The 24,640-nt window shown below is 68.9% G+C and carries 29 protein-coding genes; all 29 read left to right on the forward strand.

Annotated features, from left to right (window positions below; all coding sequences use genetic code 11):
* A partial coding sequence (locus tag ACWCPW_RS49490) for a DUF6221 family protein (RefSeq protein ID WP_449768236.1) occupies positions 1-321 on the forward strand: 321 nt, incomplete at its 5' end.
* A 249-nt stretch (positions 322-570) separates the two neighbouring features.
* Positions 571-954 (forward strand): hypothetical protein, encoded by a 384-nt coding sequence (locus ACWCPW_RS49495; protein ID WP_449768237.1) that lies wholly within the window; start codon positions 571-573, stop codon positions 952-954.
* Entirely contained in the window at positions 951-1,157 is a 207-nt protein-coding gene (locus tag ACWCPW_RS49500; protein ID WP_449768238.1) for a hypothetical protein, read from the forward strand. Before ACWCPW_RS49495 ends, ACWCPW_RS49500 begins: the two co-directional genes overlap by 4 nt.
* Before the next feature lie 226 nt (positions 1,158-1,383).
* Positions 1,384-1,977, forward strand: coding sequence for a hypothetical protein (locus ACWCPW_RS49505; protein ID WP_449768239.1), 594 nt, complete (start codon positions 1,384-1,386; stop codon positions 1,975-1,977).
* A gap of 296 nt (positions 1,978-2,273) precedes the next feature.
* A complete protein-coding gene (locus tag ACWCPW_RS49510) occupies positions 2,274-2,636 on the forward strand; it encodes a hypothetical protein (protein ID WP_449768240.1) in 363 nt (120 codons plus the stop codon).
* Positions 2,633-3,646, forward strand: coding sequence for a DUF4082 domain-containing protein (locus ACWCPW_RS49515; protein WP_449768241.1), 1,014 nt, complete (start codon positions 2,633-2,635; stop codon positions 3,644-3,646). Before ACWCPW_RS49510 ends, ACWCPW_RS49515 begins: the two co-directional genes overlap by 4 nt.
* A 318-nt stretch (positions 3,647-3,964) precedes the next feature.
* Entirely contained in the window at positions 3,965-4,177 is a 213-nt protein-coding gene (locus ACWCPW_RS49520) for a hypothetical protein (protein ID WP_449768242.1), read from the forward strand.
* A gap of 443 nt (positions 4,178-4,620) precedes the next feature.
* A complete protein-coding gene (locus tag ACWCPW_RS49525) occupies positions 4,621-5,094 on the forward strand; it encodes a hypothetical protein (protein WP_449768243.1) in 474 nt (157 codons plus the stop codon).
* 49 nt (positions 5,095-5,143) lie between these two features.
* On the forward strand, positions 5,144-5,614 hold the full coding sequence (locus ACWCPW_RS49530; protein ID WP_449768244.1) for a phage terminase small subunit: 471 nt from the start codon (positions 5,144-5,146) through the stop codon (positions 5,612-5,614).
* A complete protein-coding gene (locus ACWCPW_RS49535) occupies positions 5,614-7,272 on the forward strand; it encodes a terminase (protein WP_449768245.1) in 1,659 nt (552 codons plus the stop codon). Before ACWCPW_RS49530 ends, ACWCPW_RS49535 begins: the two co-directional genes overlap by 1 nt.
* 16 nt (positions 7,273-7,288) lie before the next feature.
* Complete coding sequence (locus ACWCPW_RS49540) at positions 7,289-8,740, forward strand: phage portal protein (protein ID WP_449768246.1); 1,452 nt, start codon at positions 7,289-7,291, stop codon at positions 8,738-8,740.
* On the forward strand, positions 8,737-9,567 hold the full coding sequence (locus tag ACWCPW_RS49545; protein WP_449768247.1) for a hypothetical protein: 831 nt from the start codon (positions 8,737-8,739) through the stop codon (positions 9,565-9,567). The genes ACWCPW_RS49540 and ACWCPW_RS49545 overlap by 4 nt, the downstream gene beginning before the upstream one ends.
* A 48-nt stretch (positions 9,568-9,615) precedes the next feature.
* Complete coding sequence (locus tag ACWCPW_RS49550) at positions 9,616-10,266, forward strand: hypothetical protein (RefSeq protein ID WP_449768248.1); 651 nt, start codon at positions 9,616-9,618, stop codon at positions 10,264-10,266.
* A gap of 16 nt (positions 10,267-10,282) precedes the next feature.
* Positions 10,283-11,005, forward strand: coding sequence for a hypothetical protein (locus ACWCPW_RS49555; RefSeq protein ID WP_449768249.1), 723 nt, complete (start codon positions 10,283-10,285; stop codon positions 11,003-11,005).
* A gap of 12 nt (positions 11,006-11,017) precedes the next feature.
* Positions 11,018-12,034, forward strand: a complete 1,017-nt coding sequence (locus ACWCPW_RS49560) for a major capsid protein (RefSeq protein WP_449768250.1) — start codon at positions 11,018-11,020, stop codon at positions 12,032-12,034.
* An 11-nt stretch (positions 12,035-12,045) separates the two neighbouring features.
* Positions 12,046-12,363 (forward strand): hypothetical protein, encoded by a 318-nt coding sequence (locus ACWCPW_RS49565; protein ID WP_449768251.1) that lies wholly within the window; start codon positions 12,046-12,048, stop codon positions 12,361-12,363.
* The gene (locus ACWCPW_RS49570) at positions 12,364-12,747 is read left to right on the forward strand and encodes a hypothetical protein (protein ID WP_449768252.1); all 384 of its coding nucleotides are present in this window, start codon (positions 12,364-12,366) and stop codon (positions 12,745-12,747) included.
* Positions 12,738-13,100: a hypothetical protein gene (locus ACWCPW_RS49575; protein WP_449768253.1), complete on the forward strand. Its 363-nt coding sequence runs from the start codon at positions 12,738-12,740 to the stop codon at positions 13,098-13,100. Before ACWCPW_RS49570 ends, ACWCPW_RS49575 begins: the two co-directional genes overlap by 10 nt.
* Position 13,101: 1 nt before the next feature.
* On the forward strand, positions 13,102-13,452 hold the full coding sequence (locus ACWCPW_RS49580; RefSeq protein ID WP_449768254.1) for a hypothetical protein: 351 nt from the start codon (positions 13,102-13,104) through the stop codon (positions 13,450-13,452).
* Between the two features lie 11 nt (positions 13,453-13,463).
* On the forward strand, positions 13,464-13,847 hold the full coding sequence (locus tag ACWCPW_RS49585) for a phage tail termination protein (protein WP_449768255.1): 384 nt from the start codon (positions 13,464-13,466) through the stop codon (positions 13,845-13,847).
* A 64-nt stretch (positions 13,848-13,911) separates the two neighbouring features.
* Positions 13,912-14,832 carry a hypothetical protein gene (locus ACWCPW_RS49590; protein WP_449768256.1) on the forward strand — a complete coding sequence of 307 codons (921 nt, stop codon included), beginning with the start codon at positions 13,912-13,914 and terminating at the stop codon, positions 14,830-14,832.
* A gap of 91 nt (positions 14,833-14,923) precedes the next feature.
* Positions 14,924-15,349 (forward strand): hypothetical protein, encoded by a 426-nt coding sequence (locus tag ACWCPW_RS49595; RefSeq protein WP_449768257.1) that lies wholly within the window; start codon positions 14,924-14,926, stop codon positions 15,347-15,349.
* Positions 15,350-15,423: 74 nt separating this feature from the next.
* A complete protein-coding gene (locus ACWCPW_RS49600; protein WP_449768258.1) occupies positions 15,424-15,756 on the forward strand; it encodes a hypothetical protein in 333 nt (110 codons plus the stop codon).
* 15 nt (positions 15,757-15,771) lie between these two features.
* Positions 15,772-20,823: an NlpC/P60 family protein gene (locus ACWCPW_RS49605; protein WP_449768259.1), complete on the forward strand. Its 5,052-nt coding sequence runs from the start codon at positions 15,772-15,774 to the stop codon at positions 20,821-20,823.
* On the forward strand, positions 20,820-21,752 hold the full coding sequence (locus ACWCPW_RS49610) for a phage distal tail protein (protein WP_449768260.1): 933 nt from the start codon (positions 20,820-20,822) through the stop codon (positions 21,750-21,752). The genes ACWCPW_RS49605 and ACWCPW_RS49610 overlap by 4 nt, the downstream gene beginning before the upstream one ends.
* Positions 21,753-21,759: 7 nt before the next feature.
* A complete protein-coding gene (locus tag ACWCPW_RS49615) occupies positions 21,760-22,812 on the forward strand; it encodes a hypothetical protein (protein WP_449768261.1) in 1,053 nt (350 codons plus the stop codon).
* 11 nt (positions 22,813-22,823) lie between these two features.
* Positions 22,824-23,903 (forward strand): hypothetical protein, encoded by a 1,080-nt coding sequence (locus tag ACWCPW_RS49620; protein WP_449768262.1) that lies wholly within the window; start codon positions 22,824-22,826, stop codon positions 23,901-23,903.
* A complete protein-coding gene (locus tag ACWCPW_RS49625; RefSeq protein WP_449768263.1) occupies positions 23,903-24,355 on the forward strand; it encodes a hypothetical protein in 453 nt (150 codons plus the stop codon). Before ACWCPW_RS49620 ends, ACWCPW_RS49625 begins: the two co-directional genes overlap by 1 nt.
* 12 nt (positions 24,356-24,367) lie before the next feature.
* The coding region (locus tag ACWCPW_RS49630; RefSeq protein ID WP_449768264.1) for a glycoside hydrolase domain-containing protein at positions 24,368-24,640 on the forward strand (273 nt) is incomplete at its 3' end.

The raw sequence follows: 24,640 nt of genomic DNA on the forward strand, positions 1-24,640 counted from the left end.
GAGACACCGGGCGGCGACCACAAAGTCATCGACGACACCGGGCACACCGTCAGCGGCCACTACGAAGTCGGCAGCCACCCCTGGGACACCGGCCCACACATCGCCCGCCACGACCCCTTGCGCGTCCTCCGCGACGTGGCTGCCCGGCGGCGGATCGTCGAGAACTACGTCAAGGTCTGCGGCTACGGCCACGGCGGCTACACCACACGGGACGAGGCTTACGTCCTCGCCGAAGGTGCGCTCGCGACGACCGTCAAGATCCTGGCCGCCGTGTACGAGAACCACCCCGACTATCGCGAGGAGTGGCGGCCAGCGGAGTAACTGATCGTGACGCCCACCAAGCCGTACTCGGGGACCGGTGCAGCGTTAGTAACACCCAGGGTGGAACAAACGCTGCAACCTCCCGCGACCAGCCTGCGGAAGGGAACTGCGGAGCGTCACATCTCCGAGTCGGGCGCGCCGACTTGCCCGGTGATCACACAAGTGGCAACATCGAGTTGCGCCACACGTGCGCCTACGAACACGGACCCCCTCCACCGCGAGGGGGTTCTTCGCGTCCGGAGGTGACCCGTGCTCACACCCGACAACCTCGACGGCCTCACCGCCGACGAACTCCGAGAACTCCTCGACGACCTCGGCATCGCCGCCCTCGAAGACATCACCACCGCCTCCGCCTTCGCCCGCCGCGTCGGAGTCCACCGCAGCCGCATCACCAAGTGGTGCACCCGCGGCTACATCGACCAGGGCGGGCGACGCGCCCACGTCAAGCCCCTGCGCGTCCTCTACAGCACCCGGCCGATCGAGCCCGGCCACAAGCGTCGGCCCAAGCCGATCTACCGCACCGCCGACCTCGAGGCCGCCGAACTGGCAACCAGGCTCCGCGCGCCCGACCGGGCAGTCCCCGCCATCGCCGGGTGGCAGCGCATCAAGCGAGCAGAGCGGCGGGCGGCATGAGCGAGGACAGCATCTCCGGCATCCTGCCCGACGGGCACATCGCCCTCGGATACGCCGTGTCGATCAAAGCCCTGGACGAGCACGGCGACGTCTGCCTGATCAACTACCGCAGCAGCGACCTGAACTCCTGGGAAGCCCTCGGCATGCACACGAGCGCAGCCGACGACATCCGCCAACGCATGCAGGAGCGGGACGAAGGCTGACCGATCAGACCCCACAGAGTTCCCGGTCGACGCGGCAACGGCCTCCTAGGGCCCGACCCAAGCGTTGGACCGGGCGCGGCACCCGCAAGGGCCGTGGGTGCGCCCCGGACTAGGAACCGGGGCGCACTCCGTGATCGAACACCCCGTCACGGATCTGTGAACTCAGCCACCCAGGCCCATCCGGCAGGCGTAGCGTCCCCCGCACTCAACCCGTGGGGGGACCACCATGAGACACCGCACCACCGCAGCCCTGGCCGTGGGGGCCACGCTGCTCGCACTCGCCGGATGCACCGACAGCAGCAGCGACAAGCCGCCGGCGGCACAGCCGCCCGGGACCCTGCCGCCCGCGGCCACCGCACCCGCAGCACCAGCCCCGGCGGCGGCCAGCACGCCCACCGGACCACCCGCGCCCGTCGCCGTAGGGCAACCCGTCACGATCACCCGGGGCGAAGACAGCATCGAACTCACCGCCGTGAAGGTCGTCGACCCGGCCACCACCGACGGCTTCAGCGCCACCGTCACATCGGCCCAGCGCGTCATCGCCGTCCAATGGCGACTCGGCGCACCCGGCACGAAGACCATGTCCGAGTACCCGGGCATGCAGTCCGGCGTCTACGACGACCAGGGCCAGCGATACAGCGCCGACTACATCCGCAAGGTCACCGCCGGCCCCAAGTACCCCGACGGCGCCGCAGTCCGACCAGGCGACCACGTCGTCGGCTACATCGCCTACGTCGTCCCCAAGGACGCCAAGATCGTCAAGATCGAATTCGCACCCGGGCTCGGCCTCGCACAGAACACCGCCACCTGGACCATCTGACCCACCCCACAGACGGGGACGCCGTCGGCAGGCGAGAAGAGTCGCCCGACGCTGGCCAGCACCGGTGAAACTCCGGAACGGCGGCGATCCCTGACAACCCCGACGCGGGCGGCGTCGGGACGTAGGTGGGGCCGTCGAGCACTGCTCCGGCCCCACCAACACCCCGCGGTAGAGCAGCCCGGTCAGCTCGCCGACGCACACCATCAGTCGGAGGACGCCGGTTCGAATCCGGCCCGCGGCACCACAGCCGACGCCACCCGCGCCGGACCACCCCGCACGCCCGGAGGGAGGCCACCATGACCCTCACCTCCGGCAACGTCCCCCGCGTAGACCTCGCATGCGCACGCGGCGAAGCCCTCACCCGCACCATTCGCATCCGCACCGGCGGCGCACCCCGCCCACTCACCGACACCGACGTGCTCATCGTCGTCGAGAGCCGCGGCGAAGACGTCGCCCGCCTCATCCGCGGCGGCACCAGCACCGGCGGCACCATCACCGTCGACGACACCGCGGGCAGCATTACCTTCACCCTGGACACCACCGTCACCGGCCAACTCGACTACACCGCCCGGTGGGCACTCTGGCTCGACCAGGTCGACACCACCGCCGCCGACGCCATCGTCCACGGCAGCATCCAGGTCGAGGAGGTCGCCTGGTGAGCGACACCGAGATCATCATCGAGACCCCCACCACCATCGTCACCGTCGAAGCGACCGGGTTGCCGGGGCCACCCGGAGCGGACGGAGGCGCGGGACCCAAGGGCGAGACCGGAGCCCAAGGCCCACCCGGCGCACCGGGAACGCCCGGCCAGGACGGTGCCGACGGCGCTCCGGGTGCACCCGGAGCCGACGGCCAGGACGGCACGGACGGGCAAGACGGAGCCCCCGGAGCATCCGCCTACCAAGTGGCCGTGGCAGCAGGGTTCGTCGGCTCACAAGCCGCATGGCTCGCCAGCCTGAAGGGCGACCAGGGCGTACCCGGGACGCCCGGCGCCCCCGGTGCGGATGGCGCAGATGGCCTGTCCTTCATCGACGCCTGGGGCACCAACCCGGACTGGGACCCCGCCGCCACCTACACCCGCGGACGCATCGTCCGCGTCCGCAGCACCGGCGTCGTCGCCGTCGCCCTCCGCACCAACCTCGGCGTCGAGCCACCGCCCGCCCTCACCGGCGGGACCTACGGCGTGTTCTACCCCACCACCCCGGTCTCGCCAGTCGAGGGCGACGGCCAGGACTACGAACTCGGCCTCCGCTTCAAGCCCCTCGTCGCCGGCCAGATCACCGGCATCCGCTGGTATCGCGGCGACTCCACCAACACCGCCACCACAGCCCGCATCTGGCTGGGCAGCACCGTGCTGGCAACCGCCGTCGTCACCCCCGTCGATGGCTGGAACATCGCCACCCTGGACACCCCCATCACGGCGACCGTGGGCGTCGAGTACATCGCCTCATACGCAGCCACCAGCGGGCACTACAGCGTTACCGTCGGAGCTCTCGCCACCCCCGTCAGCAATGCTGGACTCCAAGCCCTGGGCAGCGCGTTCAACGGCACCCCGGCATCCAAGCCCGACACCAACACCACAGCCTGGTACGGCGTCGAGCCCATGTACGAGGTTGCCATCGCCGGCCTCGACGACTGGGACATCATCACCAAGGGCAACGCGCTCTAGGAGGAGGCCATGGCATGGGCAGGCAGCACCAGGCGAGCACGCCTACCCGCAGGGTGGACCAGCAAGATCGTCCCCCGCATCAAGCGCAGAGACGGCGAGGTGTGCCAATGGCCAGGCGCACACGGCATCTGCGGTGCACCAGGTACAGACGTGGACCACAAGGTGCCAGGCGACGACCATGCGGACGCCAACCTCTGGCTGCTGTGCCACCACCACCACGCGGCCAAGACAGCGCGCGAAGCCGCGGCAGCACGGGGACCGGCAGTCAGCGAGCACAGGCCAGCGGAGCGGCACCCAGGGCTGAGCTGAGGGGGCAGCGTGGACGGCGCACCAGGAGGCGGCACCGAGCTCAAGGTCTACTGGACCAAGGGCAAGGGCGCCGCCAAGATCAAGTGGGGCACGCCGGGTGACTTCAACCGGTGCGTCCGCCACCTCGCCAAGTACCTGGCCGACCCCGAGGGCTACTGCAACGTGCTCCACCGCCTCGCCGTCGGAGCGCCACCAGGCAAGGGCCACCCAGGCGGTCGGTGACCGTCCGGCGAGGCAACCAACCGGAGCGACCGGCAACCTGGTATGCCTACCGTGTTGGCCTACCGAGGTGACCCCCCGGGGGGTGACTCCCCTCCCCCCGGGAGACGGAGACCGAAGGAATGCTGCGGCTAGGGGTGCCTACGGGTCTGGGGGATCACCCCACGGGGCGGGCTACCCGACCGCTGGGCGACCCCGCGCGCACTGCCCGGACTCCCGGCACCCCCGGATCGGCAGATCGGCGCACAGCGATCCGCATTCAGATCCGCGATGTAACGCCTTGAACAGGCATTATTCGCTATACTGGGGTCATGGCGGAGCGACTGTGCGATCGATGCGGCGGGGCACTCCCGAGGCGAGCCCGGGTGGATGCCAAGTACTGCGGAGGTGCTTGCCGGGTTGCCGCTCTACGTGCTCGTCGAACCGCGGCTGCTCCTCGGCCGACGGTGCCTCGTGAACTGGCCGAGGCTCCGCGATGGGTGCGCTACTCCGGCACGAAGGTCCCGCTCCGGTCGGACCGCCGGGGCGTCGCTTCCTCGACGAACCCGCGGACCTGGTCGACCTACGAACAGGCCCGGGCCTCGACCGAGGGCATCGGCGCCGGCTTCGTGCTGAATGGCGACGGCATCGTGTGTATCGACCTCGACCACTGCTGGTCCGGCGGCGTGCTCGCGCCGTGGGCTCAGCGGATCGTCGACCGTGCCGGCTCCACCTGGATGGAGGTCTCGCCGTCGGGCGATGGCCTGCACATCTGGGGCCGCGCCTCCATGACTTCCGGCCGGGTGGTGAATACTCCGGGCGGCGGCAAGGCCGAGGTGTACCCCTCCGGCCGGTACATCACCGTCACGCACCGGCGATTCGGCGACACGCCGGCGGTGCTTGGCGATCTCGCCGAGGTCATCGGCGAGTTGATCACGTAGCTGCCTCCCGACACGGGCGGCGCTGCCGTCCCGACACGGGAGGTACGACATGGCCGGCATGGGGCCGCCGCCGAAGCCGTCGAATAGGCGGGCACGCGGCAACAAGGATCCGATCCCGCAGACCATCCTGCGGTTCGAGCGGGCCGAGGCGCCCGAGTTGCCGAGCTTCGGCATCCAGGGCGAGGACGGCCTGGTCGAGTACGAGTGGCCGGAGCGCACGATCCACTGGTGGGAGACCTGGAAGGCGTCGCCTCAGGCGGAGCATTTCAGCTCGACCGACTGGGAGTTCCTTCTCGACACGGCGCTGATCCACGCGAAGGTGTGGACGGGCGATCTGTCGGTGGCGCCGGAGTTGCGGCTTCGGGTGGCGAAGTTCGGGGCCACGATGGAGGACCGCGCGCGGCTGCGGATGCAGTTTGCGCAGGCCGACGAGGTCGACTCGCGGCGGCCGATTGCTCCGTCGTCCCGTGACCGGTACGGATCGCTGCACGTGCTGCCGCCTGCCGCGTCGGATGACTGATGCCGTGGCGGCCGTCCGAACCGGGTGAGCTGCCGACGCTGGGCTACGAGGTACTGGACTGGATCACGGCGATGCTGGCCGCGCCGGACCGGACGGAGTACGAGCCGTTCGTGCCGACGCGCGAGCAGGCCGAGTTCATCCTGCGGTTCTACGAACTCGACCCGCATACCGGCCGGCGGGTCATCCGCCGCGGCGTGATCTCCCGCCCCCGCGGGTGGGGCAAGTCCCCGTTCCTCGCGGCTATCGCCTGCGCGGAGGCCCTGGGCCCGGTGCTGTTCGAGGGCTGGGACGCTCAGGGTCAACCGGTCGGCAAGCCCTGGTCGTCGGTGCGAACGCCGCTGGTGCAGGTCGCCGCGGTGTCGGAGATGCAGACGCAGAACTCGTGGACGCCGCTGCTGGAGATGCTCCGCGAGGGCCCGGTGATCGACGCGTATCCCGGCCTGGAGCCGATGGACTCGTTCGTCGCGCTACCCAAGGGCAGGATCGCGCCGATCACGTCGTCGGCGTCCTCCGTCAAGGGCAACCGCGCGATCCACTCGATCCTCGACCAGACCGAGGAGTGGAAGGTCTCGAACGGCGGCGTGCGGCTCGCGCAGCGCATGCGCGACAACGCCACGAAGCTCGGTGGTTCCACCATCGAGTCGCCGAACGCGTACACGCCCGGCGAGGACTCGGTGGCCGAGACGACCGCGGCGTATGCGGCGGCCATCAAGGAAGGCCGAGCGAAGACCAAGGGGTTGCTGTACGACCATCGTGAGGCGCCACCGGAAACGGATGTCACCGACCGGGATTCACTGATCACGGGCTTGCGGTACGCCTACGGGGACTCGGCTGACACCGACGCCGGATGTGTGCTGCACCAGCCTGCGTGTGCTCCCGGATGGTCGCCCATCGAGATCATCGCGGCGGACTTCTGGGACTTGTCGAACGATCCGCAGGTGATGCGGGCGGACTTCCTGAACCAGATCACGCACGCGACGGACGCGTGGCTCACGCAGCCCGAGTGGTCGGGGTGCGCGGCGCCCGAGAAGCGCGTGCTCGCAGGCGAGATGATCACGCTCGGGTTCGACGGATCACGCAAGCGAACTCGCGGCGTCACGGACGCGACGGCCTTGATGGGCTGCCGGGTATCCGACGGTCACGTGTTCCCGATCCACATCTGGGAGCAACCCGACGGGCCGGCCGGCACGGACTGGTCGGTGCCGGTCCCGGAGGTCTTGGCCGTGGTGGCCGAGACGTTCGAGCGGTACCACGTCGTCGGGTTCTTCGCAGACCCGGCGAAGTGGGAGGGACACGTTGCCGACTGGGAGGCCCGCTGGGGTGCGGGCCTGAAGGTCAAGGCAACGGTCGCCCACCCGATCGAGTGGTGGATGACCGGCGGCAGGTCGATCCTCATCGTCCGGGCCCTGGAGAAGTTCCACTCGGCGGTGATCGAGCGCGAGCTGACGCATGACGGCTCGTCGGTTCTGGCGCGGCATGCGCTCAACGCCCGCCGGCGGGCCTCGAGGTCCGGTCTGCAGATCGCGAAGGAGCACCCGGACTCGCCACGCAAGATCGACGCGATCGTCGCCTCGGTGTTGGCGTATCAGGCCCGCTTGGCGGCCATCGCCGCAGGCGTGTTGGCGGCTCAAGAGGAATCACTCGGCTGGACGTTCTGATTGGTGAGGGGGTGGCGTGGTGCCGTTGAACGACCCCGAACCCGGCAGTGCGGACTGGTGGCTTCTGCGGCTGAGTCGGAAGTTGTGGGCGCGGCGCGCGCTGCTCGACGAGTACTGGGATTGGTACACGGGCGAGCACCCGCTGCCGAACGGCCCGGCGAAGGCCGCCCAGGCGTATCGGGACTTCCAGAAGAACAGCCGCACGAACTTCTTGGCCATGGTGGTCGACGCCTCGGTGTTCCGACTCCTGGCCATCGGGGTCACGGACGCTAAGGGCAAGGCCGATGACGCCGCCTGGCAGTGGTGGCAGGCCAACAAGATGGACAGCAAGCAGAAGCAGTTGTACCGAACAGCGTTGATCTTCGGTGAGGCGTATCTCCAGGTCGGTGAACATCCTGATCGTCCGGGCGAGCCGCTGATCACGGTTGAGCATCCACGGGATTGCATCGTGGAGACGGACCCTGCCACCGGCGAGGTCATCGCCGCCCTGAAGGTCTGGTACGACGACGTCGCGAGGGAAGCGCGTGCGACGGTGTCACTGAAGGCGGGTCGTACCGAGTACCGGCGCGAGCAGGCCGGGCGGCGGTTCTCGATCTCGGCGAAGACGTGGGAGTCGGGCACGTTCATAGGGCACGACTTCAACCGGCCGGCGTTCGTGGCGTTCCAGTGCCGGCCCGAGCTGGGCGAGGACCCGTTGCCCGAGTTCTGGGCGGGAATCCCGGCCCAGAATCGGATCAACCTCGGGGTTCTGAACCGGATGACGGCGGGGCGGTATTCGGCGTTTCGCCAACGGACTCTGACCGGGCACAAGTTCGCGACGAGGGTCGAGATGGTGCCGGGTTTCGATGCGGAGACCGGTCTGCCGATGATGGTGCCGAAGAAGGTCCCGGACGGTAATCCGTTCGTTCCGGATCCGGCGTCCCTGTGGGTGAGCGAGAACCCGGATGCGAAGTTCGGCGAGTTCAGCCAGACGGACTTGATGGGGTACTTGAAGTGCCACGATGTCGACATTCGTGACCTGCTCGTGCAGACGAACACGCCGACCTACGCGGTCGTCAACGAACTGGTGAACATCGCAACCGAAACGGTGGTTGCGTTGGACGGTAACCACCAGGCGAAGATCGGCGAGCACCGGACGCACTTCGGCGAGCAGCACGAGGATGTCCTCGGCCTGTGTGCGGTCGTCGCCGGTGACGACCGAGATTTCACGTCGCACGAGATTCGGTGGCAGGATCCGCGGTCGCTGAATCCTGCGGTACTGGCGGACATGGCCACGAAGCTGAAGGCGGTCGGCTACCCGTTGGGGATCCTCGCCGAGAACATGGGCGAGTCTCCTCAGCGGATCAAGCGCATCGAGGCGGGTGCCGCAGGCGAGACGATGCTGAGGGCCGGCGCCGAGCAGGCCGCGCGTCAGCCCGCTCCTCCGCAGCAGCTCGCCTTGCCTGACTTCAGCCTGGATGGGGCGTGACGACTCCGGCGCCGCCGCGGGCGGTGCAGGTGTCGGCGGCTGCGGCGTACATCGCAGCGAGCATCAACTTGCGGGCCGGCCTGCTGGGTTACATCGGGCGGGCATTCATGTTGAGGTCCGCCTGGAACCGCCCGGACGCGGCCTGGTTCTCGTCGACGGTGGCGCCGACGATCATCGGTTCGCAGCAGTACATGGCGGCGCTTACAGACCGGTACATCGCGGCGTCGTTGGCTGAGCAGACCGGCGAGGCATTCGAGCCGGTGGGGATTGAGCTGCCGGAGGATCTGCGAGGCGTGCCCACGCAGGCCGTCTACGAGCGGCCCTACGTGCAGCTCTGGACCGACCTGAAGAACGGCAAGTCGTTCGACCAGGCGCTCGGCGAGGCCGGGCGCCGGGCGACGGTGCTCGCGGATACGGACTTGCAGTTGGCGCGGACGCACGCGTCGCGGCAGGCCATTGCGGGTCAGCCGGGTGCGGCAGGCTGGAAGCGTGTCCCAACGGGCCCCCGCAACTGCTTGTTGTGCCTGGTTGCTTCGACCCAGCGCTACCGGCGCCAGGATCTGGCCGCGATCCATCCGCAGTGTCACTGCATTGTTGAGCCGATCCCCGGTACTCGGGATCCGGGTCAGATCATCGATCCGGTGCTGCTGGAGCGCGTGCACCAGGCGGTCACGGACGCAGGCTTCGAGGCGGACCGCGGTGGTCGCACGCCGGACTACCGGCAGTTGATCGTGACGAACGATCACGGCGAACTGGGCCCGGTCTTGTCCCGTCGTGACCAGCACTTCACCGGCCCCGACGATCTCGGCGGCACTTCCGCCTCTTGAGCTTCCGCTGCCCGACACGGGCGCGGCACACCCGACATGGGAGCACACATGCAGCGCATCACCCTGCTCACGCACGCCCCGGGCACGGTGCTGGCCTACCGCAAGGACGGCCGGCCGATCTACCCGATTGCGGGCGGCTCTGGCGAGGGAGACCCGGGCGGCGACACGCCTTCCGTCGGCGACCCGAAGCCGGTCGAGCCGCCGAAGCCGACCGAGTCGACTGCCGACTGGCAGGCCGAGGCGGAGAAGTGGAAGGCCCTCGCGCGCAAGCACGAGGACCAGGCGAAGGCGAACTCGAAGGCTGCGAAGGATCTCGAGGAGCTTCGCAAGCAGGGCCTGTCCGATCAGGAGCGCGCCCTTGCGGAGGCCAAGGAGGCCGGTCGTACCGAGGCGAGTGCCGAGTGGCGGTCGAGTACCGGGCGTCTGGCGGTGGTCGCGGCGGCGGCCACGGCTGGCGTGGTGGTGCCGGCGGCGGCTCTGGACCTGATGGACCTGTCCGGTCTGGTGGGCGATGACCGCGCGGTGGACGCCGACAGGGTGGCCGCGCTGATCGAGGGCTTCGCTCCGGCGGCTCCTCCGGTGGACGAGCGCAGGCATGTGACGGCGGGTCAGGGCCCGCGCAGTACGAGCAAGGACCGATCCACGGGGTCGGTCGCCGCCGGGCGGGATCTGTACGCCGAGCGGCACAACAAGACCTGACGATCAAGGAGAAGGCATGGACCTCAGCCTGAGGACCGAGACCTGGGGGCAGGACGATCAGTCCTGGCTGGGGTCCCAGCACGGCACCGAAGCGGCGCGGAGCATCACGCTCGACGTCTCGAAGTTCACGGCGAACACGCACTACCCGTCGGGGTACTTCCCGAGCGGAATCCCGCTTGGGAAGGTGACCGCGACCGGACTGTACGGACCGTATGCGCCCAAGACGTCCGAGGTGCAGACGGTCACGATCACCGGTGGCCCGACCGGCGGCACGTTCACGCTGACCTGGAGCGGCCAGACCACCGCGGCGATTGCCTACAACGCATCGGCGGCCGTGGTCCAGGCGGCTCTGGAGGCGCTGAGCAACATCGGCGTCGGTGATGTGACCTGCACGGGCGGCCCGCTGCCCGGCACTGCGGTGACCGTCACGTTCGGCGGGACGCTGGCCTACACGGACGTGGCCGCGATGACCGCGTCGGGCGCATCCCTGACCGGCGGCAGCTCGCCCGCTGTCGTGATCGCCACCGGGACCGCCGGTGGCGCGGAGCCGTCGCTGGGCGGCCTGGAGACGCTCGCGGGGTTCCTGTTCTGCGCGGTCGCGGCACCGACGTCGAACTCGACGAACACCACGATCCCGGCGGCACTGCTGGACCACGGCAAGGTCGTCTCGGCCAAGCTCCCGTTCCCCGTCGACTCGGCCGGTCAGGTCGACGTCGCCGGCCGTATCCAGTTCCTCTGAGGGGGGTAGCAGATGTTCCTGAACACCGAATACATCCTCCCGTCGGACCTCACCGGATACGCGCGTGAGTCGCTGCGGGATCTCGAAATCAACCGACTGACGCTGTCGCAGTACCTGCCGAGCGTGCAGGTGGACGACCTGATCTTCCGGTTCAACCGGGGTGGCGGCAGCCTCCTGGAGGCGGCGCCGTACCGGAGCTACGACACCGAGGCGAGCATCTCCGGGCGCGAGGGCATCACGCGCGTAACCGGCGAACTCCCGCCGATCAGCCGGAAGATGCGGCTGGGCGAGTACGACCGGCTGCGGCTGCGGCACGCGGCGAACGACGAGATCACCAACGGTCTGCTGTCGGACGCCGAGAAGATCGTCCGCGAGATCGCGACCCGCGTGGAGAAGGCCCGCGCCGATGCGCTGGTGACCGGGCAGGTCGTGATCGACGAGAACGGCGTCAAGGCGACGGTCGACTTCGGACGCAGCGCCGCGCACTCGGTGTCGGCCGCGATCCCGTGGTCCACCGTGGCGTCGGCAACACCGATCGTCGACCTGCTGTCGTGGCGGGACACCTACGTCGCGACGACCGGCGAGGAGCCGGGCGTCATCCTGACGTCGCGTCGGGTGCTGGCGTACCTCCTGCGGAACGCGGAGATCCGCACCCTGCTGGGGACCGTGAACGGCTCGCCGGACATCGTGTCCGAGGCGAGCGTCCACGCGACCCTGTCGGTCTTCGGGCTTCCGGAAATCCGCACCTACGACGCGCAGTACAAGAGCGGCGGCGTCGCCACCCGGTTCATCCCGGACGACAAGGTGCTGTTCCTGCCGTCGGATTCGTCCGAGCTGGGCGGCACGTTCTGGGGCACCACGGTCGAGGCGCTCGACGGGGGCTACAGCCTGGGCGCGGGCGAGGAGGCCGGGATCGTGTCGGGTGTGTACCGCGTCGAGGAGTCCCCGGCGTTGTGGACCAAGGCGGCGGCGATCGTGCTGCCGGTCCTGGCCAATCCCGATCTCACCTTCGTCGCCGACGTGGCCTGAGGAGGCTGATCATGGGCAAGCAGTTCACCGCGTTCGTGCACGTCGACAACGGCGACGGCAAGAGCCAGGTCTTCTCTCCGGGTGATCCGATGCCGGAGTGGGCCGAGGAGCACGTCAAGAACCCGAAGGTGTGGTCGGACGACGGCAAGTCTCCGGCCGTGCAGGCGGCCGGCCCGGCCGGTGACGGGCCGGTCGAGCCTCCGCGGTCCGGCCCCGGGTCGGGTAAGTCCGCGTGGGCGGAGTATGCCTCCGCGCGGGGTGTGACCGTCGCGGACGATGCGTCCCGGGAGGACATCATCGCCGCGGTCGACGCTGCTCGGGAGGGCTGAGTGGCCGCGTTCGCGACCGTCGAGCAGTACGCGGCCCGATCTGGACCGGTGACGGGCGCGGACGCGGCCAAGGTCCAGGCCACCCTCGACGACGCATCCGCACTCATCCGATCCCGGCTTCCCCGAGGGTTCACTCCGGATCCCGGTGTCGCCCTGGCGATGACGGTGGTCATCGCGAGACGGGCAATCACCAATCCGGGCGGCTACAGGCAGCGCACGATCGGCCAGTACTCGGAGACGCTCGGCGAGGCCGGCGGCCTGTACCTCACCGACGGCGAGTTGGCCTCTCTGCTCGGGGATTCGATGGGCGACGGCGATGCCGCCTACTCGGTGATCTGCGCGGACGAGGGTCCGATCTGGTCGCCTCCCCGGGGGTGCTGGTGATCGGGGCGGACCTCCTGCCGCACACGGTCCTGTGGCAGATGCCAACAATGGCCCAGGACGCGCTGGGCAACGACGTACGGACCTGGTCGACGGGGATCTCGATCCCTGCGTGGGTGCAGCAGTTCAGCACCACCGAGGACGGCTCGGGCAGTTCGGGCCAGCTCTCGGGGATCGGGTCGAACCAGATGGTGTCGTGGACCTGGCTGCTGATCTGCAACACCGACGGCATCGGGGCGGGCGACCGCATCACCTGGCGGACCACCGTGTTCGAGGTCGACGGCATGCCGGCGCCGGTGTTCACGCGCGCCGGGTTCCACCACTGCGAGGCCAAGCTGAAGGCGGTGACCGGCTGACATGGCAACATTCAGGCTCTATCCGTCCGGCGTCTCGGCGCTGCTGGCATCTCCGCAGATGATCGCGGGGATCCGGACGATTACCGAGACCCACCTCAAGCCCATTGCCGAGGCCGTGTCGCCGGTGGGTGTACCGCCTGAGGACAAGCATCCCGGGCTGTATCAGCGGTCGTGGCGGGTGGTGGATCGCTCGCACTGGATCACCCGAACCCGGCGGCACGGGTCGCAACCCCGAGCCCAGATCAGCCTGATCAACACCGCACCCCATGCCCTCGGGGTCGAGTTCGGCAACGTCCGCATCAACGCCAGGCACACCCTGCAGCGGGCCTGCGCAATCGCGGCGGCGACGTGAAATCCCGGCCGATGGTGAACGCCGAACTACTGGTCACCGGCTGGCTGCGCGGGCTCCTGGATCCGATCCGCGTCGTCACGAACACACCGGCCGACCTGGAGCAGATCCTGCCCGTGGTGCAGGTCGAGCGCGTGGGCGGTCCGACGCTGCGGTTCTCCGACGGGCCGCTGCTCTACATCTACACCTACGACACCTCGCGTCTGCTCGCGGTCGAGTTGGCGATCCGTGTCCAGGATCTGATGCTGCATCACCTGCCTGGTGTGACCGCCGCGGGTGGCCGCGTACAGACCGTGGGGTGTCCGATCGGGCCGCAGTGGCTGCCCTACGACAACCCGAACGTGAACAGAACTCAGGCCACGTATGCGACGGCCATCCGGCCGGTCGCTACCGGCTGACTGACCCCTTCTTCCGCCTGGCCTCCCGCGCAGGGGGCTCAGTCACCCATGGAGTGAGTGACGTATGACCGATACCCGAAACGCCGATCTTGCCTACGGCGCCGATGACTTCCTGGTCTTCGTCGCACCGCTCGGGACTCCGAAGCCGACCGACTTCACCGCGCTCACCGCACCCTGGGTGTGCCTGGGGTGGATGGCCAAGTCGGGCGGCGAGTGGACGCCGAACGAGGAGCGGAAGGAATTGGAGGCGGCCGGCAGCCTGGGTCCGATCGCCACCAAGATCACCAAGGCCGACCGGACCATGAAGTTCACGGCCGAGGAGGCCATGAACCCGCTGGTCCGGGCCCTGTACGACAACGTGTCGCTGACGACTCTCGCGCCGGGCGCGAGCGGGATCATTGCTTACGACCTGCCCGACCGCCCGAGCCGCCACCGATACACGTTCCTGTACTGCTCGGAGGAGTCCGGCGGCAAGAAGCTGTGGCGGTACATGTCGACCGGCGAGGTTACCGGCCGCGGTTCGGACAACAACCCGACCGACGACTACACGAACATCGAGCTGACCATCACCGGCTACCCGGGCGCGAACGGGACTCCGGCCGTGTCCACGCTGATCGACCTCGCGGGCGCGGACGTGGGCGCGTTCTTCACGTCCGAGGTGCAGACGGTCACCATCACCGGCACTCCGACCGGCGGCACGTTCACGCTCACCTACGACTCGCAGACCACCGCGGGCATCCCGTACAACGCCACCGCCGCGCAGGTGAAGACCGCTCTGGTCGCGCTCTCGAACATCGGGACTTCGGACGTCACCACGACGGGCGGCGCCCTGCCGGGTACGCCAATCGTGGTCACCTTCGGTGGTGCACTGTCCGGCACGAATGTGACGCAGATGACGGCGTCCAGCGCCGGTCTGACCGGCGGCACGACTCCGACGGTGACGGTGACGACCACCACGGGCGGCGGTACCCCGGGTCTCGTCTGACCCCTGACTGGTGGGCGGGTCGCTTCTGCGCGGACCCGGCCCGCCCACCTCTACGACACCGGTCCGCGCAGGAGAAAGGCCAGGTCCGCGCATGGACGCGATCGAAGGCAAGGTCGTCAACCGAGAGGTCGACGGCAAGGACGAAAAACCCATCCTCGACCTGGACGTGTGGCTGAACGAAGCAGCCGACGAAGACGAGGGGATTCCGTTCACCTTCACGGTGGGCGGCGTCTTGTACACCCTGCTGTCGCCCGAGGATTTCGACTGGCAGGAGAACAGCCGGGCCAGCGCCTCCACGAACCAGGCAGACATGCGACCGCTGCTGCAACTGCTCTTGGGCGAGGAGCAGTACGAAGAGTTCTGCAAGCACAAGTTGCCGAACAAGGCGATCAACAAGATCATCGGCGACTGGAACGACCACCACGACATCTCAGTCCCGGAATCCAGGGCCTCGCGGCGCGCCTCCGAGCGCACCGCAAAGAAGCAGAGGCCGACTTCCAAGCGACGTACCAAATAGACCTTCGCGAGCTGTCCCTTCCGGGACGGCGCCTGACGTGGCGCCGGGTCCGGGACCTCCTGGACCAACTGCCCATGGAGTCGCGGTGGCAGACCGCGCTGCGGGCGAGCATCCCTGACACGGTGCTCGCCGAGATGGTCGGCAATTCGGGCCGGCGTCCCGAGGATGCGCGCTGGTCGCAGGTGGAGATGCTGATCGCTCTGGTCGCGGATCGGCTCGGTCAGATCCTGAACGCGACCGTCCAGGCCGGTGGCGGCGAGCCACTCGACATCCCACCGATCCGGCGCCCGGGTGTGACTCCCGAGCCGGACGCCAAGGCGCCCGAGACGCCTGACGAGAAGGCCGCGCGACGTGCGGCGATGAAGGCCCGGATCGACGCGACCGGGACCGCGACCACACCGACATAGCTGATGGGGGTGACCATGCCCCCGTTCATCCCCATCGGCTCGGTCGGCGTCGACGTCGTTCCGAACGCCAGGGACATCTACGCCCGCCTCGCCTCACAGATCCTGCCGGACGCGGACCGGGTCGGCCGCGAGGCGGGGGACCTGATCGGCCGTCGGATTCGCGAGGGCATCCGCGGCTCGCTCACCGAACCGATCCGCGTCGAGGGCAAGCTGGCGACCGTCCAGGCGGGCAAGGCCGGCGGCGACGCCGGCGGCGCGTTCGGGCGCCAGATGAGGACCAGGCTGGAAGCGGCCCTGCGGTCGTTGCCGGACATCAAGGTGGGGGCGAACACCTCCGAAGCCGACAGCGACTTGCAGGCGCTGCGAGTGCGCCTGGAGTCCCTACGGGACAAGCGCATCGGTATCGACATCGACACCGAGGCCGCCCGCGCCGAGGCCGAGGACATCGAGCAGCAGCTCCGCCGGATCGGCGCGATCTCGCCGAACGTGCAGGTCAGGGTCGACACAAATGCAGCGATCGCCGAGCTGGAGCGGATGCGCGAGCAGATCCGCCTGGCGACCCTGCGGCCGTGGGAGGTCAAGCTCGAAACGGACGGCAGCTTCGGAGCGAGGCTCCGGGCTTCGGTCCAGGCAGCTCAGGAGTCGCTGCCGAACATCAACATCGATGCGAACACGAATCCTGCGCGCGCTCGCCTCCAGGGTCTGCGCGCGGAACTCGACCTGATCCGCGATGTCCGCATCGGCATCGACATGGACGCCGGCGCGGCTCAAGCCAAGATCAACATGATCAGGGCAGAACTGGCTGTTTTGGCGCGCGACAAGGACATCGACCTCGACATCCGCGTGAATTCGCGGACCGCTCGTAACGAGCTTCGTGCTGTGCAGGTCCAGGCCGACATCCTCGACCACAAGCGCATCAATATCGAGGTCAACACCGGCAGCGCGATGAGCAACATCCTGGGGCTCATCGCGATCACCGGAGCGCTGGTCGTCCCACCGGCGATCGGCGTGACGGCGGCCGCGCTGGGCGCACTGACCGCCGCGACCGTGACGGCAGCCGTCGGGTTCGGCTCATTGGCCCTGGTCGCAGTGCCTGCGGTCATGAAGATCGCTGGCGCATTGCAGGCTCAGAAGGCAGCTTCCGATGCCGCCTCGACCGCGTCGGAGAAGGCGGGCCGGAGTGGCGCCCAAGAGGCGATCCAGGCTGCTCAGCAGGCCATGCAGATGGAGGGCGCCCAGCAGTCGCTGACGCAGGCATACCGGCGGGCGGCGACCCAGCGGACGCAGGCTCTGCGCGCTGTGGCCACCGCCCAGGAGGGTGTTGCAGACGCTCAGGCTCAGGCGGCCGAGCGCAACGCCCAGGCGGTCGTGCGCGTCAGCGAGACCGAGCGGAAGCTCGCGTCCGCGCAGGAGGACGCCCGGATCGCACAGCTCGACCTGACGCAGGCCCGCAAGGACGCCGCCGAGGAACTGCAGGACCTTAACGACCGACTGGCGAACTCCGAACTCGACCAGCGTGCCGCGACACTCCGGCTTCAGCAGGCCGAGCTGGACCTGCAGAAGACGCTCAAGGACAAGAAGGCCACCCAGCTTCAGCGTGACGAGGCTCAGCTCACCTACGACCAGGCCGTCCAGCACCTGAAGGACCAGGGCAAGGAGCATGTGCGGCTCCAAGCCCAGGTGGCCGCCGCGAACAAGGCGGGTGTCGACGGCTCGGAACTGGTTGCCCAGGCTCAGACTCGCCTGTCCCAGGCCCAGGGCGGCGTGGTCGACGCGACCCGCACGGTCAAGGACGCGCAGGTCGACGCGGCGAAGGCCCAGACCGAGGGCGCCCGTTCGATCGCCAAGGCCCAGCAGGGTGTGGCGGACGCCCAGCAGCACGTGGCCGAGGTGGCGGTGCAGGCGGCCGACCAGATCAGGTCGGCTCAGCGGGGTATCGCCTCGGCTCAACTCTCGGCGGCAGCGGCGGCGGAGAGCGGCGCGAACGGAATGAACGCCGCGGCTACCGCCGCGGACAAGTACAAGCGCGCCCTCGCCGACATGAACCCGGCGACCCGCGCGACCTACGACTCGGTTCTGAGGCTCAAGGACGGGTTCAAGCAGTGGTCGGACAGCCTCTCGCCGACCGTCATGCCACTGTTCACCCGCTTCCTTGACGGCCTGCTGCGGTCGCTCCCGGCCCTGACCCCGATGGTCCTGGCGGCGGCCGACGGCATGGGCCGGCTGATGGATCGGGCAAGCCGCTCGTTCCAGAGCCCGTGGTGGATCCAGTTCAAGCAGGACTTGGTCGTCGCCATGCCCCGGGCGATGGAGGGGACCGGCGTTGCTTTCGGCAACGTATTCAAGGGAATTGCCGGAATTATCGGCGCCTTTTTGCCGCACATGGATTCCATCGCGAATCGAATGGAAAGGATCACAGGTCGGTTCGCGAATTGGGGCGTAAACCTCCGGGGCAATCCGGCGTTCGAGCAATTCTTGGACAACGCGGCCCGGAACGCCCCCGCCCTCGGGGCGGCCCTGTCGTCCCTAGCGCGGGCGTTTGCCGACGTCAGCAACGCGCTCGACCCCTTCCGTGGCCCGATCCTCGCGGCGATCGAGGGCTTCGGCAACGCGATTTCCTGGATCGCGCGCGAGGCTCCAGCGGCCGTCCAGTGGCTCTTTATGGCGGCCATCGCATTCCGTGCGGTATCCATCGCCATCGCTGCCATCAATGCGGCGTCGCTCGCGAATCCGTATGTGCTGGCGATTGCTGCGGTTATCGCCGCAATCGGTCTGATCGTCATCTACTGGGACGAGATCGTGGCGGGCCTGAAGTGGGCCTACGACCACACCCTCCGGCCGATCGTCGATGCCCTGATCGTCGGGTGGCGGGCGCTCGCGGCCGGGGCCGAGTGGATGTGGCGCGTCGTGCTGGAGCCGACGTTCGAGGCCATCTCGATCGGCGCCCGCATCCTCGCGGCGATCGTCCTGACGGTGCTGATCACGCCTCTGTTGCTGGCGTGGATGGCGCTGTCCGCCGGCGCGACATGGGCGTGGGAGCACGGGATCCGTCCTGCGTTCAACGCGATCGGTGCAGCCGCGGAGTGGCTCTGGGACAAGGCGATCAGTCCGGTCGTCGGCTGGATCACGGACGGGTTCGCGTGGATCGGTGACCGGGCCGAGTGGCTGTACCGGGAGATGATCCGGCCGCAGTTCGAGGCGATCGGTGCCGTGATCCGCTGGGTCTACGACTGGATGATCAAGCCTGCGATCGACCTGGGCGTGTCGGCCTTCCGAAGCTTGTCGGACTGGGCGACCTGGCTGCACGACAAGGGCATCAAGCCGACGTTCGACAAGATCGGGAGTGCGGTCTCCAAGGTCCTGAGCGGGATCGAGACGGCGTTCACGAACACGAAGTCTGCCGTCGAAAAGACCTGGGACGGGCTCAAGTCGGTTGCCGAGGCGCCGGTGAAGTTTGTGATCGACCGTGTCTACACGGGCGGGATCAAGAAGGTCTGGGACAAGGTCGCCGACGTGGTGAGCCTGCCTCACCTGCCGGATGTCGCCTATGCGACGGGTGGTGTGGTTCCCGGATACACCCCGGGTGTCGACACCACGATGATCGCCGTCGGCGGCGGAGAGGCCATCCTGCGACCGGAGTTGACCCGGGCGCTCGGCGAGGACTGGGTGCACACGGGCAACGCGATGGCCCGCTCCGGTGGCGTTGCGCGAGCCGCGCAGTGGCTGTCCGAGATGCGCTACGGCGGGGCGTTCTCCTGGGGCGGCATCGTCGACAGCGTCAAGTCGGGCATCAGCAAGATCCCGTCACCGGGCGATGTGATCAAGGGTCTCGGCGAACTGGCTCGCGGTGGCCTTGCTGCTGCGGCCGAGCAGGGGTTCAAGCCGATCAAGGCGATGATCAACCTGATTCCCGGCCAGAACGACTGGTCGAAGCTGGCCCGTGCGATCCCCACCAAGGGCATCGACTCGCTGATCGACAAGCTACGCGGCGAGGACCAGATTTACGCCCAGATGACCGGACTGTTCGGCGGTCTTATGGGCGGCAACCCAGGCAAGGTCCTGGGGTATGCCCGACAGTTCGAAGGCACGCCCTATGTGTGGGGCGGTGATCGGCCGGGCGCGTTCGACTGCTCCGGACTGACGTCGTACTCGTATCAGCATGCGGCGAACTATCCGATGGGCCGCACGACTTACGACCAGGTCACGCAGGGTCGTTCCATCCCGATGTCCCAGGCACGGCCGGGCGACCTGGTGTTCGAGCACTTCGGCGGGCAGAGCCCGTCTCACGTCGGCTTCTTCTTGAAGTCCGGCTGGATCTACGACGCGCCGAAGCCCGGTGACGTCGTCGGCCCGTCGCCCATGGCGAACGTCACGGATGTCCGCCGGTACGTCTCGCCCGAACTGCTGGGAGGCGACGTCGCCGGCGCCGGTGTGCTCCGGTGGGCGCCGGTCGTGCAGCAGGCACTCGCAATGGTCGGGCAGCCGGCCTCGCTGCTGTCGACGACGCTGCGGCGGATGAACCAGGAGAGCGGCGGCGACCCGAACGTGGTCAACCGCTGGGACAGCAACTGGTACGCCGGCACGCCGAGCGTCGGCCTGATGCAGGTCATCGGCCCGACGTACAGGCGGTACGCAGGTCCGTTCAAGAACACGCCGCCGATGATGTACGGCGTCAGCACCGCGCCCTTGGCGAACGTATTCGCGAGCATGCAGTACGCCCTCGCCCAGTACGGCTCGCTGTCGCGGGCCTACGACCGGCCCGGCGGCTACGCAATGGGCGGCATCGTGCCGAAGCTGTATGACTCGGGCGGCCCGCTGGAGCCCGGGGTAACGCTGGCCTACAACGGGACGGGCAGGCAGGAGCAGGTCTACACCGAGCAGGTCAACCGGGCGCTGATCACACTCGCGAGGCGCGGTGCCGACCAGTCGGTGAACCCGGCCTCGCCGGGTCGTGAGGCTCCGCTAATCGGCAACTACTACGCGGCGGCGAACGATGACCCGCGGCGGCTCATGGAAGAGGCGCGCGTGCTGGCGCGTGCTCGTGGCCGTAGGGGGGTGGGCCCGTGACGGGTGCACTGATCACCGCCGACAACCAAGTGCAGGTCGGACCCACGCTGTTGCTGGGGCCGGGGACGCCGTACATCGTCACGTCGGCGGGCATCGAGGGCTGGGAGGATCTGCCTTCCTTCGATACCGCCGACACTCCGATGCCGGCCTCCGACGGCGTGTTCGCGGGGGCGAGGTTCTCGTCGGCGCGGATCGTTACGGTCCCGGTGTCGATCCACCCCGACAACGACCCACTCGGCCGCACGGGCCTGCAACTCCTGCGCGCTCTGCAGCTCGCGACTCGGCTCCATCGGGACGAGCAGGAGCTGACGATTCGCATGCTCGGGGAGACCCTGACGTGCGGGGCGCGCATCAACACGCGGGTCTCGGAGGCGCTGTCGACGACGTGGATGTGCGCGGGCGAGCTGGAGCTGCCGTTGCAGTTCATCGCGTCGGATCCGCGGCGCTACTCGCCGACCGAGGTCACCGCGCTGGCCGTGGTGCCCGCGCGGTCGCAGGGTCTGATGTACACGGCGGTGTCCTCGATCGACCGCCTGGACTGGGTGACGGCCGGGTCGGTGGATGTACTGGACTGGGGCACCGAGGGCACCTCCGGCGACCTGGAGGCGGTTAACGCCGGCACGGAGTCCACACCGCCGGTGATTACCATCGCCGGGCCCTGCACGAAGCCCTCGCTCACGAACGCCGCGACCGGCTTGGTCTTGGAGTTCGACATCACCCTGGCGGCGAGTGAGCGGCTGATCGTGGACACGCGCCAGGGGAGCGTGCTCCTCGACGGCACGGCGAACCGGGACTACACGGTGACGCCGCGGTCGACCCTGCCGGAGTGGTTCGCCCTGGTTCCCGGCTCGAACTTGCTGTCCTTTCGCCCGGAGTCCGGGTCCGATCCTGCTGCCGTGTCCGTGACGTGGCGGTCTGCCTACCTGTAGGAGCATCATGAGCACGCGCGCAGCCTGGCTCCTGCCACGCACCGTGTCCGATGGCCAGACCCGCGAGGACACGCGCCTTGCGCTGTCGGGGGCGATGACTCCCACCGGGGCGCTCACCTCGAGGTCGGGCGTGATCCCGGGCGGCGGCTGGGACCTCGTCGGGGTGTCCGCCATGCAGTGCAAGATCACCACGGGTCGGGCGTTCGTCCAGGGCACCACCGCGCAGGGCGCGTATCCGGTGGCGACGAACGCCGACGAGACCTTCACACTGAGCGCCGGTCACGCCACGAACCCCAGGATCGACCTGTTCGTCCTGCGGATCTACGACAACTTCATCGACGCATCGGGCTCGACCGTTGCGGTGATCGAAAAGCGAGAGGGCACGCCTGCGGCCGTCCCCACGGTCCCGTCCGTTCCTGCGGCGTCGATCCCGCTGTGGGAGGTCCGCGTCCCGGCGGGCGTGTCCACGGGCAACGGCGGTGTCCAGAGCAACCCGGGCTGGTCGGCCGCACGAACGTCCCGCCTGATCCCGACTGTTGCTGTCGGCGGCATCATGCCGCAGGGCGGCCCGTCCTGGTCCGGTTCCTACGTGGGCCAGTACCGACACACGCCGACCGGCCTGGAGTGGTGGGACGGCTCGGCCTGGAAGACGCAGGGTGAGTGGACGTCGTACAGCGCGACCTGGGATGCGATCTCCGGCGCGGCGCCCAGCCTCGGCAACGGATCGCGTACCGCCGAGTACATGGTCATCGGCAAGACGTGCACGGTCCGGATCAACCAGACGTGGGGATCTACGACCACGAGCGGCGGCGCCGCTCCCTGGTTCTTCGGTCTGCCGTTCGCCGCCGCAGTTACCTCGGGGAATGAAGGCCATACCGGCTCTGCGCTTTCCGTGACGGCGGGCGTCGTCCGGTCGATGGTCTGTTACACCCAGTACTCCGTGACCTCATCACGCCTGGTCCTGGTGGACGCGGGCGGCGGCCTGGTCGGTCCGGGCATCCCCGCGACCTGGTCCACCGGCAACTGGTTCATCGCCCAACTCACTTACCGGTTGGCGTAATGGCGTACCGCGTGGAGTTCGCAGACCTCTTCACCGACCGCACGCTCGCCAGGCTCGCGGTCGACAATCTGAGGTTCGGGCGCAAGATCTCCGGGTCCGAGACGATCAGCGGCGCCGTCCCCATCTCGTCCGCACGCGTCGCCTCGGCCGTCAGCGAGCTGGCCGCCGACCGGACTGCGGTCTACGTATACGACGACCGCGACGTGGTGTGTGGTGGGCTACTGAACTCCCCGCCGGAGGAGTCCCGAGGCAGCCGCGGCGGCGAGACGTGGTCGTTCAGTGCGGCGACCTGGGAGGACTACCTCGACCAGGTCGTCATCAGCACAGACCTCGACACACTGACGTCGGTCGACCAGCTCGACATCGCTCGCACGCTCGTCTCCCACATGCAGGAGGATCCGCACGCGAACATCGGCATCGAGATGGGCGCCGAGATGTCCGGCACTCTGCGCGACCGCACCGAATACCTGGCGTCGGCGAACAAGAGCTACGGCGAGGCACTCAGCGAATTGGGCCTCGTGCAGGGCGGCTTCGAGTGGACCATCGACACCTACCTCGACCCCGCGACGGGCGGCCGCCACAGGTACCTGCGGCTGGGGACGCCGACGATCGGGCAGTCCGTCAGCGCGCACCTGCTGAGCGGGGACGACATCCAGTCCTGGTCGCTGCCCGCTGTGAGCGTCGCCGGCACCCGGTTCCGGGCGCGTGGCGGGACGCCTCAGGGCACGGGCGGCACCGAGCAGCAGCCGCTGCTGTCCGAGGTGTACGAGGCCACGGCACTGCTGGACGCGGGCTATCCGCGGATCGACGTGGTCACGGACTACAGCACGATCAGCGAGCAGGACACCCTCGAGGAGCGCGCCCAGGCGGACATGGTCCGGGGGTTGATGCCGCCGCGCGTGCCGAAGGTCAGCATCAATCTGCAGAGGAACTCGATCAGTCCGCTCGCTCTCGGGGACACGGTGCGGATCCGGATCCCGCGGCTGTACGGGCCGATCCACGATGCCCGCTACCGGATGACGGGGATCGTCGTCACGGCCGGGGGCCGCTCGTCGGAGGACACGGCGGAGCTGACCCTGGAGGTGGCGTGATGGCGCAGGGGAACCTTGACGACTGGATGCGCGAAGTCGACAAGAAGCTGAGGGACCTACACACCCTGGCCGCGTCGATCCCAGCCGCGGCAACCGCGGTGGTGTGGGAGACGCTCACGCTCGCGGCGGACTGGGACGACTTGGTCGGCACGGACCCGACGGTGGATCCGCTGGGTGTGTCCTACCGCCCGGACGGCACGGTGCGCATGCGCGGGGCGATCCGGCGGGTGACGGGTTCGTGGCCGGTGGCGGGCACGGTCGCGGCGACTGTCCCTGTGGGCTACGAGCCCACCGCCAAGCAGCGGTTCGTCGGTGGCGTCCCGGCCGGCGCGGGCTGGTGGGTGGGCGAGATCCGCTCCACGGGCGAGATCGTCCCGCTCGGCTGGGGCGGCGGCACGGCGGGCGCCGTCGGCACGTGTATCGGTCTCGACAACCTCACCTACCGACTCTGAGGGGAGGACCCCATGCCCACCGGCATCGACAGCTTCACCCCGGTCCCGGCTGAGGTCGTGCGCGCCGCCGGACACTCGTTCATCGCGCGCTATCTGACCGATCTCGACACCTCGCACAAGGCGAAGGCGTGGACGGTCGCGCAGGTCGCGGCCTGCCGTGCCGCGGGCCTGGGTGTGGTCGCCGTCTGGGAGGGCGGCGGCTCGGACCGCACGGTCGCGTGGCGTGGCGGCTACGACCGCGGCCGCCGTGATGCGCGTCTGGCCGCCCAGCAGGCGGGAGCGCTG

The organism is Embleya sp. NPDC001921 (assembly GCF_053594475.1).